Below are 14,546 nucleotides of genomic sequence, written 5' to 3'. Positions count from 1 at the left end.
AGAGGAGGACCCTTGAAATGAAACTGCTGCATTACCCGAAGCATTCCCTGCAATAGCAGCAAAGCTTAAAGTTCCTGAAGCAGTACCTGTTCCTAATACTATTGATTGAAAACCAACATTAGCATCGTCCCACTCTGTGCCAAATATTTGTCCTGCTCGAAAAGCTCCTTTGCTAGTATCAAAGTAGAATTTACTTCCACTCCCGTCAAGATCTGTATCTCCAAACACAAAATCATCACTACCTACAGCTGTAGTGTTTTGCACTATTCCTGAAATGCTTTGAAACTCACCAACTCCACCTCCAGAAGGAGCAATGGTAGTCCAAATGGTGCCATTGTAATAATAAAACCCTGAGGTATTATCAGTTTGAAAAATCATTAAACCAGTAGCTGGGCTTGCAATTAGGTCTCTTTCAAATTCTGTCATTCTAGGGATTAAAATTCCTCCTTCACTACTTACAATATCAAGTGCTGAGGAGGCATCAGGTGTAATTGTGTTAATACCAACTTGGGCAGAAAGTACCCAAGAGAATAGCATTGTTAGGTATAAAAATTTAGTTTTCATTTTCTTCTCTTTTGTAAGAACTTTTTAAAAGTAAAGTCTCTAGTTTGTTTAATTTCTTAGTTAATAAATCTACCTGCTCTTCTAGGGATTTAATTTTTTCAAGATTATTTTTAGTAGTTTGAGTTCTATTTACACTTTCAGTATTAAGAAGTCTTGTAGAGGGATCTTGCCATGATAAATTTCCATCGCCATCTGTAGTTAAAAACTCACCTGAACTACCATCCTCTAAGGGTAAAGTGTATCTGGAATTAATAGTAACTGCTCCACTTTGTTCTACTTCAAAAGCATTTTTATTGGTATATTCTGTAGCAAAAACTACCCAAGAACAAGTAACCCCTGCGCATGAGTAAATACTATCAAAAGCTGTAGCAACACGTTCTTTTCCAATTACAAGTTTTGAGGTGCTAGAGATTCCAGTATAAGGACCAATTGCGATTACACCATCTGTAAATGGCGTAGTTGTATTACTGCCAATTGTTAATGCTGCAATACCGCTAGATTGCCTTATGTCTACAATTCCTCTTGTATAGATATTTTGATTTACATCATTTTCTCCATTTCCTTTCCAATCTTCATCACCCTCTTTAGACAAGAATGTCCAAGTGTTTATTTTGTAGTACCAGTACCCAACACCATTGTTTGTTTGATATATTAAAAGTCCGTTGGCAGGGTCTGCAATAGCAGTTCTTTCAGATTCCGTCATTCTAGGAATTAATAATCCGCTATTTGAACTGGAAATATCTAAAGCAGCAGAACCATCTGGAGTTATGGTACCGATACCTACTTGGCAAAAAGCTATTTGCGAAACAAAAATTATTACTAAAAATGCTTTCTTCATTTCTTAAAAATTAAAAAGCACGAGTAGGTAAGCTTTGGCTTGTTTTCTGGGCAAAAAAGGGAAGTGGTTTTGGGGTCACTTCAATAGTACATCGAAGTGAATTTAAAATGTCATCAATAAACTATTAATTATAATGAATTAGTTAATAAGCTCTTTATTTTTAGGAACTTATAAATAGAGGTTAGTGTTTTAATCTACAACATACACCGCTCCAGCATCGGTTAGAGAATTGTTTTGTGTCCCATCTGAACTATCTTCTCTCCTAGCAGCTATGACTATTGTGTTACCATTTTTGGATATTGCTAAAAATTCACCAAACCAATCACCCGCATCTGGATTAGGGGATTTTATATAGGTTGATTGACTCCAATTTAAACCATTAAATGAAAAGAGGAAAGCTGCACCAGAGCTAATGTTGTTGGTATTAGCTGAATCACCATTAAAGCAAGAAGCGTCACTAGATTCCAATTGGCTACCAACTAATAATTTGTCACCATCACTATTTAAATCTAAATCAATCCCAAAATACCCAGAAGTTGCAAAAGGGGCTTTTATATATGCTTGTTGACTCCATGTAGTTCCTGATCGATTAAATACAAAGACTGCGCCAGCAGCATTAGTCGAATTATCACTAGCATTTCCATTAATTCCTGTTGCATTACTATCTTCATAAGGAGCACCTACGGCAAGAACACTAGCATCACTATTTATAGCTATGTCCAGGCCAAACCTATCTTGTGCATTTATAGCAGAAGGTTTAATGTAAGCTTCTTGACTCCATATCCCACTATTTTTAACAAACACGTATACAGCACCTCCATTGACTATTGTGTTGTTGGTTTCCCCTGAATTGATGGTTGTGGAGTTACTCATCTCATTATGTGCCCCAACAACTAACCGCTCGCCATTAGAACTTAGTTTAACGCTTATGCCAAAATTGTCATTTTCATCAATCACGGCAGCTTTTATATAATTATCATATTGCCAGTTGCTGCCATTATAACTAAAAAGATGAACTGCTCCTGAACCTCTAGATTGAAAAATTGAAGGATCGGCGTTTATACCTGTATCGGCACTATCGTCTCCAGTTGCCCCTACAGCTAAGACAGTTCCGTCTCCATTAAAATCTAATTCAGCACCAAAATTCTCACCAAATCCAGATGAATTTTGATTCACAAAGTTAGCTTTCAAATATGCCTCTTGAGACCAATTACTACCTACACGATTAAAAATATAAACTGCTCCAGCATTTTGAACAGTATTATCACTCTCATTTCCATTTATGGTTGCATCTCCACTATCTTCTCTATAACTACCTACTGCTAGTTTATCTCCCACATCGTTTAAACTAATGGAATATCCAAAGAAGTCGCCTGCTTCGCTATTTGAAGCTTTAATGTATGCTTCTTGAACCCATACCCCTCCAGTTCTTACAAATACATAAACTGCCCCTGAATCTGTTGCTGTATTATTGGTTTGGTCTCCATTAACTCCAACAGCATTACTATCTTCGCCAGGGCTACCAATTGCAATAATATCTCCAGTAGCGTTAGTATCTACTTTAAACCCAAACCTATCTTCAAATTGTGTTACTGTAGGTTTTAAGTAGTCAAAAGAAGAACAGGTATATACTAACTCTGTATCAAAAGTAGGGTTGCCAGAATTTGGATCAATTCCCATGCATACCCAACTTTCATTAATTCTGAAACAAGTTTTCTCTCTGGATAAGTCATATACGACACTTCCGTTAGGAGCATTGTTGCCATTATTGTCTGTAACTTGTTCTAAACTGGAAACACGTGGTAGAACAAGTCCAAGGTTATTGACCGATGTAATGTCTAGCACACCTTTGGGGTCTGTCGTGTTTATTCCAACTTGGGCTACGACCATTTGGGATAGCAACACAAATAATAATAGTGCTTTTTTCATTTTTTTAAAAATTTAAAAAGCATGAGTAGGTAAGTCTTTGGCTTTTTTGGGCAAAAAGGGTAGTGGTTTTGGGGTCACTTCAATAGTACATCGAAGTGATTTAAGAATGTCATCAAAAAAAAATGAATTATTTTTTTCTTCTTAAGAAAATAAATAAGAAAACGAGTAGTACAACACCAATAATAGCATATACCCACCAAGCATATCCAGTATTTAAATCAATAGGTGTAGTATCACCAATAAGTACCAGTCCAGCCCAATATTGAGGTGCGAGTGTACGACCTTGAGAGGAAGATAAATAATCTAATTTGGCTTTCTGCAATGCAACATTTTTTGTGTTTCCTGCTTTTAAGTAATCATAAAAAGAGGCTACAATCTCTGCACTTGATTTTTCATCGATTTTCCATAAACTGGTTAAGATACTTTTACTGCCTGCATAATTAAAGGCGTGTGATAGAGAAATCATACCTTCTCCTGCTTGATAAGCTGGTTTTCCAGTTTCACAAGCGGTTAGAATAGCTAAATCTGAATTAAGGTTATAATTGTAAATTTCGTAGGTATAGAGTGAATTGTTATTTACAAGCGAATCATTTTCTAAATTTTTAGCAAAAATTAATCTTGATAGCTCGGGAGAAATATTATTCGATTCGGCGTGGGTTCCTATATGAATTATTTTGTTTTCGTTGGCTTCATTTATAAAGACTTGTTTGGAGGCATTTTCATTAGTAAAAACGTCTCCATTAAATCGACGAGCATATTTTTCGGCTAATTTTGAACTAAAAGGTTGGGGTAATAAAGTAAGATACGTTTTGTCTAAAGATAATGAATCTGTTATAGCGATTTCATAATCTTGTTTCATTTTTGAATTGAATTCTGGTGCGAAGGCTACATAATCATTTTTGATGCTAGAGGATGTTTCAGTTTCATTAATTAAAAGAAGACTGAAATTATAGGATAAGGCATAATCACTTAAAAGACTTTCATTTTTAAATTCAGAAAAAGAACTAATTTCATTTTTTAATAATGACTCAAAACTTACATTATAAAGCTCACGATCTGGTATAATGATTACATTTTTATGGTCAATTTTATGTTCAATGGGTTGCCATAAAACTTGATATATTTTATGAAGTTTAGGGCTTATATTCATTACATTAAATTCACCCTGCTGCCTGTCATGTAACTGAGCCTTAATCTCATTAAAGTTAAGTTTTATTAACTCAAAATTTGATTTACTAATTAGTAGTGCATATAATTGATCATTTATAAAGATGTATCTAACGACAGTTGTGTTTTTAGGGGCAATAGATTCAATATTGGTTAAGGCTACTTTAATAGAGCCGTATTTAAGTTGATAATATTTAGGGAACTTTTCTTTTAGCATTTTAAGAAAGTTATCCATTTCCTTAGAAGCTTTAAAATATGTTTGTAGCGTTTTCCCATCTGCTGTTTCCAAAGAGGTGCTCAAAGCAAGTTTTAATTTACTTTCTTGCTCAATAATTGCTTTTGGAATACCTGAATACTTAATTTCTTGTCTTAAGTTTAATCTCGCCCTAATTCTATTGTAAATACTTGCTTCGTGAAGTTGAACTAATTGAGATAAGTAGTTTTTATCATTGGTTTTCTCATAAAGTTTTAGTCTAATTTTTTTTGCAAAATTAAATAGTTCGTCATTTTGCGAAATTAGCTGTGTAAGATCTTCATAGTTTTTTATTACCGCTTTTCTTTGTTCTAAGATTTCTATTCCATTTTCAATTTTAGCTAAGATTTCGAGAAGTTCTTCTTTAGACGGATTTGGGTTTAAATTATATTGTGATTTTGCGTTTATTAAATAAGCTCTAGGTTTAGAAAACTGTATAAGAATTGAATCTATTATTGCAGTTTTATCTTGTTCAGACTTTACTTTAAAGTCTATTGCTTCTTTACTAAATTTTAGTGAGTTTTTATAATCGTTGAGTTGAAAATATGTTTCTGCTATGGTTAGTATTTGATTTTGCTCTTGAAGTGTATTTTTAAAAGCTCCTTTTTTTGTAACATCATAGATTTCATGGGCGAGTGACTTTGCTTTTTCAGAAAAATTATTTTTTGCATAAAAAATAGCCATGGTGCTTAGTTCAATCAAAAACTCATTATTATAATTACCATTTAAATTATTTCTATAAAGTTCTTCGGCTTGTAGATATATTTCTTTGGCTTTCTCTATTTCATTATTTTCTTCGTAGACTTTTCCTCTTGTTCCTAAAGCTCCTGCTTTCCAATACAACTGGAACCCTGGAATCTTATTAATTTGCGCCAATGCTTCATCTAAAAACACTTCGGCTCCTTTAAAATCTCTTGTGTTTAATTTAGCTTGAGCTAAAATAATTTTTGAGATAATTAAGTTAGGGTCATTAGGGTTTTTAGTCTTCTTTTTTTGTCCATAAGAGTATGTAATTAACTCTTCTGCTCTTTTATATTCTCCTATTGCATTATAGAAAACGCCAAGGTTGTCTATGGCGGACAACATATTTGTTTGAGCTCCATTCTTTTTTTGCTCATCGATGGCTAATTGGATATACTTTTGAAAATTTTTAATAGCTTCTTCTGAAAAATCGATAGCCTCCTTATTCTTTCCTAAGATATTAGAAACAACGGCAATATTCATCTTAACCAATGCTGGTCTAAAATATTGATTTATAGGCTCTTTTTTAGCGCCTTTTAGAGCTTCTAATGAATTTTTAAAATAGTAATTGCAACTGTCCATTTTACCTTCACGCCACATAATACCTCCTAAAGCATTATAGATTTGCTGAAAAAAAACATAGTCTTTTTCTTTAGAACTTTGAAGCACTCTTAAACTCTTAATGTAATTTTTTTTAGCAAGAATGTAATCACCATTTGCTGCTGCATAATATCCCATATTATAAATAATACTTCCTTTATCTGCACCTTTTTCTTCAATTTCAAGATTAGCATATTTTAGTGCTTCTTCCACTAATTTATAAGCAATATTTGGTTTGCCGTTTTCATCGTAAATCCAAGCGAGTTCTTTTAAAGTGTTTTTGGTTATTGAAGGGTCGTTTTGTTTTTTAAGTTCATTAGCAAAAGATTCGGCTCGCTGTAAGGCCAGGTTCCAATTTTTATTTGCTAGCTTATAGCTACCTACAAATTCGATATAATACGGAAGAGTATCGTAATTTTTTATGGATTTAAAATATTCAATTTGAGTTGTTAGTTCAGATCGAGCCTCTTTTAGCTGGTTATCGTAAATTAGATGGCGAAGTTTAGGAATTCCTGTTAATGTGTCTTCTTGGGAATAGACGTTGCTTATGCCAAATAATAAAAGGAATAATAGAATTAATCTAGCCTTGCCGTCCAAGTTATTATTCATTTTTTATTTCTTTTAAAATCTGAAGGCTTTTTTCACTAGAACTTAGCTTTAAAAATTCTTTAGCAGTATCTCTTTCTCCAGCTTTTAAGTGTGCTAGGCCTAAATACAAATAAGCATCGCTAATAAACAAACTTTCTTTTTTTGTAATTGTTTTCTGAAGAAAAGTTATAGCATCTTTTTCATTATCTGATGCAAGTTGTGCTACCCCTATAAAGTAATTTAGAGTGTCATTTTCTGGTTTTAAAGCATGAAGTTGATTCCATTTGGTCAACGCATTTTGATAATTTGCCATTTTATAGTCAACCATACCTTCAAAAAACAAGTAATTTGAAGTAGTGCTCATAGTGGTTGGTAACCCCGGATCTGGTGTAAAATGTTCTGCAAATAATTTTTCGTTAGTGCTTTCTTGATTAAAGAAGAAAAACAAACCAATAGCACCTAGAAAAACTGCTGCAATAGCATAAAAGTAATAAGAAGATTTTTTCTTTTGTAGGGGAGTATTCGTTTCCATTTCTGAATGAAACACTTCCATTTTTTCTTTTAAAGAAGCTTCTTCAATACCATGAATTATACTTTTTACTTCTTCAACTTGCTGTTGTAACGCGGTGTCTGTTTCTAAAGAAGATTTAAAAGCTACGGACTCTTCGGTTGTCATCTTTTTTAGGAGATACCGCTCTATAGTTTCAAATGTCTTTTCTGGTATGTTGCTCTTGTTATTCATTACTTTGGGGTAATTGTCAATTTTTTTAGTTTTTGAATGCAGCGGTATTTTTTATTTCTTACAGAGTTTTCACCAATATTAAATTGTAAAGCAATCTCTTTTAAAGATTTTTTTTCAAAATAAAACTGTTTTAATACTGTTTTACATTCTTCTCCAAGCTTTTTAAATGCTATTGAAACTAAACTTTGTTTGTTATTGGTTTCATTTTCAAAATAGCTATTATCCTCTTCATTTTCCTTTATTTGAAAATTACCAGGCATGCCTGTGGTTTTCTTAAATCGAGCTGAACGTAAATAGTCTGTCCATTTATTTTTTGCTATTGTGTACAAATACCCTTGCAATGCTGTTTCATTTTTTGGTACAAACTTGTCCTCTTTAACGTTTTTCCACATACTCAAAAATGCTTCTTGATAGAGGTCTTTTGCTTGGTCTATTGAGCCACTATTTTGCAAAACGTAGTACTCTATTTTTTTGTAATTGTCTTGATACAATTGTTTAAGCAATTGCTCATTATTGTTTTGTATGGCTACAACAATATTATCTTGCGCTTGTATTTGTAGGACTTTCCCCATAGGTGTTAGTATGGAGAAAGATACTTATTTTTTGTTATACTTTGTTTTAGATATTATTGTTCAATCTCAAATTTTGACCACTCCTTTTCATAGACTCTTTGATCTGAGTTTGGATTATATAGGCTATTATTTGTGCCAAAATAAGTGCCATCATTGGCAACCCAATAATGATTGTTACCCATAGGTACACTATAATGTTCCCCTGTATTATGGTTAGCGATTGTTACAGTTTCATTAATACCACTAATGCTTTTAGAATGGCCATGACTGTTCATATTATTTCTCTTTAAATAACCGGCATGATTTATATCTGAAATCTCACTATAGATTTCTCCAACACTCTTAGTTGTATTAGTTCGTTGCTTTATAGCGCTCACTCTTTTTTGATACATCGCATTTCTAAATCCAGCTTTTTGCATTTCACTTTGGTTGTAAGCTAAAATATATTCAGGGTTGTACCATGAGTTTTCAAGACCGTAAATAAACTGTTTTTTTGCTTCATTAAAGTGTTCTTTAGGTGCTTCTAAGTATTGACCAGAAAAGGTCCAATAACTCCCTGCTTGTGATTTGTTGTCATTAATAGAAAGGACTGTGATATAATAAATATTGTTAGGGTCTTTCCACTCTAAAGCATATGTATTAACTTGTTTTTGCATTGGAGCATATGTCCATAGACTTGTTAAGTAGTTTTTTTCTTTTTGTGCTACTTTTGGTAGTTCGTAAGTACTAGTTAAGGTTCTGTTTGTTTGCCTTGCAGTTGGCATAAAAAACTCATTAATTATTTGTTGTAGACTCATAGGCGGAATGTTTTGTCCTCCATATGGGCTTCCATAAAAAAATTGTTTTCCAAAAATGCCACTAACCTTTATATTGTTTGGTCCTTTATATGCAAAAAGTTTGTCTTGTGTTTTTTTCCAAGATTGAGGGAAGGGAACTCTACCAAATAACATTCCTGTTTTTTGATCATAAATTTCATGCCCTTTAAAATTTTGTGTAGCTAAAGCTTTGTTTTGCTTAGTATCTATGTATAAATTATCATCTTCTTTTGCTTTGTAATAATTTATAGAGTCGGCTTTAAGAAACGCATTGGTTGTGTTTTCAGATTTAGAGCTTCCCATAATACACGAAGAAGAACTTATTAAAATAATTAGAAGTAAAAAGTTGATTATTGTTTTCATACTGGTTTACATTTATTTTTTTGCTCTTTGATTATACATCGAATAAGTATAAAAACATCATCAATAAAACCTAATCAATTTTTCAAAGCTATAGTAATGCGTATATTTGTTGTACTTAAAACATGGCTATGACAAACCAAGATTTTATTCTAAAATCTTATTCTAAAAATCTAGAAAAGGGAAGTATTTCGGTCCAATCTCCAAGTAACATAGCGCTTGTAAAATACTGGGGGAAGTATGGTGAGCAATTACCTAAAAATACATCTATAAGCTTCACGCTTTCTAACTGTCATACCAAAACAATACTAGAATACACTCCAAAAAACTCAAAGGAATACGATTTTAAAGTCTTTTTAGACGGTGAAAGAGAAGAAGGTTTTGAGCCAAAAATTAAAGTGTTTTTTGAACGAATAGAACAATATGTACCTTTTTTAAAAGACTTTTCATTTGTAATTAAAACAGCTAATAGTTTTCCGCATAGTAGCGGTATTGCATCTTCGGCAAGTGGTATGAGTGCCTTGGCAATGTGCCTTGTTGAGTTGGAAAAGAGACTTGTTTCCCTGAGCACAGTTGAGGGCTCTAAGGTCTCAACTACGCTCGACCAGAAAAGAAAAGCATCATTTCTAGCTAGATTAGGTTCAGGAAGTGCATCAAGAAGTATTGAAGGACCTCTTATTGTTTGGGGAGAGCACATTAAAATTAAAGGAAGTTCTAACTTATTTGGCACAAAATATCCCTTTTTAGTTCATGACTTTTTTAAAAATTATCAAGACACTATTTTATTAGTAGATAAGGGCGAAAAACAAGTAAGTAGTACTGTGGGACACGGATTAATGCACAACCATCCATTTGCAACCCAGCGATTTGAACAAGCAAATAGTAACCTTTCCAAATTAATACCTGTACTTGAAAATGGAGATGTAGATACTTTTATAGCTATAGTTGAGTCCGAAGCATTATCGTTACACGCCATGATGTTAACCTCAATGCCTTATTTTATTTTAATGAAGCCCAACACCCTTTCCATCATTAATGAAATCTGGTCTTATAGAAAACAAACAAACAGTAAGGTATGTTTTACGTTAGATGCTGGTGCTAATGTACATGTATTATACCCTAAAAACGAAAAAGAAACTATTACCGCATTTATTGAAGAGAAATTAAGTAACTATTGTAAAAACAAAGAGTATATTCATGATTGTGTGGGTAATGGAGCTATTTATTTATAATTATAAATCATAATTTTATTGTACTTTTGTTATAGAATGTTATAACATACAACACCTCAAAACCTATGCGTGGTCCTTTATTTTATTCAAAAATTTTACTCTTTGGTGAGTATGGAATCATAAAAGATTCCAAAGGTTTATCTATACCTTACAACTTTTATAAGGGAGCACTTAAAATAGACGAGCACAAAACGGTAGCTACACATGCTTCAAACCAAAGCTTAAAAAGTTTTGTGACGTATCTGGATAATCTTCAAAAGGAAAAACCAGAACTGGTTTCTTTCAATATAGCTGCTTTACAAGAGGACATAGAGAAAGGATTGTATTTTGATAGTAGTATTCCTCAAGGATATGGTGTTGGGAGTAGTGGTGCATTAGTTGCTGCTATTTATGATAAATATGCCAACCAAAAAATAACAGTATTAGAAAATTTAACGAGAGAAAAACTTCTTCAGTTAAAAAGTATTTTTGCTGAAATGGAATCTTTTTTCCACGGACAATCTTCTGGATTAGATCCATTAAACAGTTATTTAAGCCTGCCTATTTTAATTAATAGTAAAGATAATATTGAGCCAGCTGGTATCCCTTCACAGGAACAAACAGGTAATGGTGCTGTTTTTTTATTGGATAGTGGAAGCACGGGAGAAACAGCTCCTATGGTTCAGATTTTTATGGAGAATATGAAGCAAGAAGGTTTTAGAAATATGCTTAAAAACCAGTTTGTAAAACATACAGATGCTTGTGTTCATGACTTCTTAAAAGGAGATGTGAAATCACTTTTTGGTAATGTAAAACAATTATCTAAAGTTGTATTAGATAACTTTAAACCTATGATACCAAAAGAGTTTCATACACTTTGGCAAAAAGGAATAGAAACCAACGCATATTATTTAAAACTATGCGGTTCAGGCGGAGGAGGCTATATGCTTGGTTTTACTGAAGATATAGAAAAAGCTAAAGCTGCCCTTAAAGGACATAAACTTGAAGTAGTATATAACTTCTAGAAATTCATTTTACAGACTAATTAATCTTGGTATGCTCACAAGAAAACAAAAACACTTTTTAGTAAAGTTTTTTAGTTTGTTTTCTGTGGTGAGAGGATACAATATTCTTGTTATTGTTATAGCTCAATACCTTACATCTATATACATCTTAGCTCCAGATTTACCAGTACGTAAAGTATTATTTGATATTAATTTATTAATGCTTGTATTAGCATCTGCTTCTGCTATTGCTGGAGGATATATCATTAATAGTTTTTACGATAGTGAGAAAGATTTAATTAATAGGCCTCACAAAACTATGTTAGATAGGTTGGTAAGTCAAAACACTAAACTTTCTGGATATTTTGTGCTTAATTTTCTATCAGTAATAATTGCAAGTTACGTGTCATTTAGGGCTGTAATTTTCTTTTCATTATACATCTTCGGAATTTGGTTTTATTCTCATAAGCTTAAAAAATATCCATTTGTTGGTAATATTGTAGCTTCAACGCTAGCTGTGATACCATTTTTTGCTGTTTTTATTTATTACCGAAATTTTGACCTAGTAATTTTTGTACACGCCACCTTTTTGTTTTTACTAATTGCAATGCGTGAGTTAACCAAAGATTTAGAAAATATAAAAGGAGATTTAGTTCAAAATTATAGAACAATTCCTGTTGTGTATGGTGAAAAAACTTCAAAACGAATGTTAACAATACTAGCAATCTTGACACTTATTCCTGTTATATTATTAGTTACAAGATTTGAAATAGGTTATATGTATTTTTACTTTTATGGGAGCCTTTTAGGTCTTGCAGTATTTGTCTTCTTTTTATGGAAATCTGCAAAAAAATTACACTATATATTATTACACACTATCCTAAAGTTAATAATTGTAATAGGGGTTTTTAGTATTATACTTATCAATATAGACTTAGTACTTAACAGGATTTTATAGTTTTTATTAGGTAATAAACCTCTTTACAACAAACCTTAAGGTATTTCTTGTTATTTTTAGGTTATGGAAAATCTTTTAAAAGTTGCACTTGCTCAAATAGCTCCTGTTTGGCTTAATAAATCACAAACATTAGAAAAAATTTACAAGAGCATAAAAAAAGCAGGTAAAAACAAAGCAGAACTTATTGTTTTTGGAGAAGGCATATTGCCAGGATATCCCTTTTGGCTTGCTTTAACAAATGGTGCTGAGTGGGATAAAAAAGTAAATAAGGAACTGCACGCGCATTATGTTCGTAATGCTGTTTGTATAGAAGATGGAGATCTAGATGAAGTATGTGCCTTAGCTAAAAAACATAAAATCGCTGTTTATCTAGGTATTATTGAAAGACCCCAGGACAGAGGCGGTCATAGTATTTATGCTTCCTTAGTGTATATAAATGCAAAAGGGAAAATAAAATCCGTTCATAGAAAATTGCAACCTACTTATGACGAACGACTTACTTGGGCACCAGGAGATGGAAACGGGCTCCAAGTGCATAAATTAAAGTTATTTACTGTAGGCGGATTAAATTGTTGGGAAAACTGGATGCCGCTACCAAGAGCTTCGCTTTACGGGCAGGGAGAAAACCTGCACGTGGCTGTATGGCCAGGCAGCGACCACAATACTAAGGATATTACACGGTTTATTGCTAGAGAATCCCGAAGTTTTGTGATTTCGGTTTCAAGTTTAATGAAAATTGAAGATTTCCCGCCAGATACGCCACACTTAGAGAAAATCTTTGAAAAAGCTCCTAAAATATTGGCCAATGGAGGTAGTTGTATAGCAGGACCAGATGGAGAATGGATAGCAAAACCTTTACTAAATAAAGAAGGAAATACCTATCATACCATAGATTTTAATAAAGTGTATGAGGAACGACAAAACTTTGACCCCGTAGGACATTACTCAAGACCTGATATTACTAAGTTGGTAGTGAATAGAGAACGACAATCTACGGTAGAATTTAATTAATAACTTTTCTAGAAATACTTATAATTTTCTTATAAGCTATCTCTTACTTTTAAATGTATCTTTGCAAAAATTTTACAATGCAACGAAAAGACAACAAGAAAAGAGGAAACACTTCTGGAGGTAAAGAAAATCGCGGAGGAAAAAGTGGTGAGAATAGGAAAGCTCCTTTCAAAAAGCAATTCACCAAAAAGAAAACGCAACCTACTCCCAAAAAAGAAGATGGTATTAGACTTAATAAGTACATAGCAAATAGTGGCGTGTGTTCTCGTAGAGAAGCAGATACCTACATTGCAACAGGCTTGGTTTCAGTAAATGGGAAAATAATAAACGAGATGGGTTACAAGGTACAACTTAGTGACGATGTGCGTTTTGATGGCCGTCGTATTTCACCAGAGCCTGATACCTATGTTTTACTTAATAAACCAAAAGCAGTAGCCTCGACCACAAGTACTAGTAAAGGACTTACTGTAATGGATTTAATTAGTAATGCAACAACCGCAGATGTAAAACCTGTGGGTAGACTGGGTCGTAATGCAACAGGTTTATTGTTATTTACTAATGACGATAAACTGGTTAAAAAACTTCATAGTAAAGGTATGGAGCGCTTGTTTCATATAGAGTTAGACAAAAACCTAAAAGCTTCTCATCTAGAAGAAATTAAAGAAGGACTAACCATTGACGGGAAGTTAATTCAAGTTGAAGAAATAAGCTATGTAGATAATGCACCTAAAAAAGAAATAGGGCTTAAAATTAAGCACATGGGTAATAGTGTTATCCGTACTATTTTTGACCATTTAAATTATAATGTAGTAAAGGTAGATTGTGTTACTATAGCCCATCTTACAAAAAAAGACTTGCCAAGAGGACGTTGGAAGATTCTTACCAAAAAAGAAGTAGAACTTTTTAGTATGCTTTAAAAAAGATCACAAAATTGTTTGCGGTGTCAAATAATAAATTACATTTGCGCCGCTTTTAGCTGAACAAATTGAACCGTGTTTTTACGTTCGGGTTTTTGAAAATTAGGAAGTCATATTCAAAAACAGCTTATAGGATAAGCAACCGAAATTTAAAGCTAACTTCCGTTGTCATATCTTGTGATATAGATGTGCCTGCAGGTAGAAACCCTGTTAAAAAAACAATGGATACCTATCATAGAGTAGCCTATTGGCTTTCTCCTATACTCATTTAATATT

The 14,546-nt window shown here is 32.9% G+C and carries 13 protein-coding genes; 6 read left to right on the top strand and 7 right to left on the bottom strand.

Annotated elements, in window-relative coordinates:
- From RM538_RS09920 to RM538_RS09890, 7 genes are all read right to left on the bottom strand, one after another.
- On the bottom strand, positions 1 to 564 hold a 564-nt coding region (locus tag RM538_RS09920; protein ID WP_489753169.1), incomplete at its 3' end, for a phage tail-like protein.
- Positions 554 to 1,402, bottom strand: coding sequence for a phage tail-like protein (locus RM538_RS09915; protein ID WP_311333273.1), 849 nt, complete (start codon positions 1,400 to 1,402; stop codon positions 554 to 556). The genes RM538_RS09920 and RM538_RS09915, both read right to left, overlap by 11 nt.
- A 189-nt stretch (positions 1,403 to 1,591) precedes the next feature.
- Positions 1,592 to 3,331, bottom strand: coding sequence for an FG-GAP repeat protein (locus RM538_RS09910; protein WP_311333272.1), 1,740 nt, complete (start codon positions 3,329 to 3,331; stop codon positions 1,592 to 1,594).
- 127 nt (positions 3,332 to 3,458) lie between these two features.
- Positions 3,459 to 6,701: a CHAT domain-containing protein gene (locus RM538_RS09905; protein WP_311333271.1), complete on the bottom strand. Its 3,243-nt coding sequence runs from the start codon at positions 6,699 to 6,701 to the stop codon at positions 3,459 to 3,461.
- Positions 6,694 to 7,422: a tetratricopeptide repeat protein gene (locus tag RM538_RS09900; RefSeq protein ID WP_311333270.1), complete on the bottom strand. Its 729-nt coding sequence runs from the start codon at positions 7,420 to 7,422 to the stop codon at positions 6,694 to 6,696. Before RM538_RS09900 ends, RM538_RS09905 begins: the two co-directional genes overlap by 8 nt.
- Positions 7,422 to 7,994: an RNA polymerase sigma factor gene (locus RM538_RS09895; protein ID WP_311333269.1), complete on the bottom strand. Its 573-nt coding sequence runs from the start codon at positions 7,992 to 7,994 to the stop codon at positions 7,422 to 7,424. Before RM538_RS09895 ends, RM538_RS09900 begins: the two co-directional genes overlap by 1 nt.
- 53 nt (positions 7,995 to 8,047) lie before the next feature.
- On the bottom strand, positions 8,048 to 9,172 hold the full coding sequence (locus tag RM538_RS09890; RefSeq protein WP_311333268.1) for a hypothetical protein: 1,125 nt from the start codon (positions 9,170 to 9,172) through the stop codon (positions 8,048 to 8,050).
- Positions 9,173 to 9,300: 128 nt separating this feature from the next.
- Between RM538_RS09890 and RM538_RS09885 the strand changes: the two genes are divergently transcribed.
- The 6 genes from RM538_RS09885 to RM538_RS09860 all read left to right on the top strand — a co-directional run bounded on the left by RM538_RS09885 (position 9,301) and on the right by RM538_RS09860 (position 14,542).
- Positions 9,301 to 10,401 (top strand): diphosphomevalonate decarboxylase, encoded by a 1,101-nt coding sequence (locus RM538_RS09885; RefSeq protein ID WP_311333267.1) that lies wholly within the window; start codon positions 9,301 to 9,303, stop codon positions 10,399 to 10,401.
- Between the two features lie 65 nt (positions 10,402 to 10,466).
- Positions 10,467 to 11,405: a mevalonate kinase family protein gene (locus RM538_RS09880; protein ID WP_311333266.1), complete on the top strand. Its 939-nt coding sequence runs from the start codon at positions 10,467 to 10,469 to the stop codon at positions 11,403 to 11,405.
- 31 nt (positions 11,406 to 11,436) lie between these two features.
- On the top strand, positions 11,437 to 12,342 hold the full coding sequence (locus tag RM538_RS09875; RefSeq protein ID WP_311333265.1) for a geranylgeranylglycerol-phosphate geranylgeranyltransferase: 906 nt from the start codon (positions 11,437 to 11,439) through the stop codon (positions 12,340 to 12,342).
- Between the two features lie 63 nt (positions 12,343 to 12,405).
- Positions 12,406 to 13,353 carry a carbon-nitrogen hydrolase family protein gene (locus RM538_RS09870; protein ID WP_311333264.1) on the top strand — a complete coding sequence of 316 codons (948 nt, stop codon included), beginning with the start codon at positions 12,406 to 12,408 and terminating at the stop codon, positions 13,351 to 13,353.
- 77 nt (positions 13,354 to 13,430) lie between these two features.
- Complete coding sequence (locus tag RM538_RS09865) at positions 13,431 to 14,270, top strand: pseudouridine synthase (RefSeq protein WP_311333263.1); 840 nt, start codon at positions 13,431 to 13,433, stop codon at positions 14,268 to 14,270.
- 95 nt (positions 14,271 to 14,365) lie between these two features.
- Positions 14,366 to 14,542 carry a hypothetical protein gene (locus RM538_RS09860; protein ID WP_311333262.1) on the top strand — a complete coding sequence of 59 codons (177 nt, stop codon included), beginning with the start codon at positions 14,366 to 14,368 and terminating at the stop codon, positions 14,540 to 14,542.
- Positions 14,543 to 14,546: the final 4 nt, after the last annotated feature.

It is taken from the genome of Patiriisocius hiemis (genome assembly GCF_031846325.1).
Taxonomy (GTDB): Bacteria; Bacteroidota; Bacteroidia; order Flavobacteriales; family Flavobacteriaceae; genus Patiriisocius_A; species Patiriisocius_A hiemis.
The sequence above is the reverse complement of the archived record's forward strand: the minus strand, read 5'-3'. Positions and strand labels throughout refer to the sequence as shown.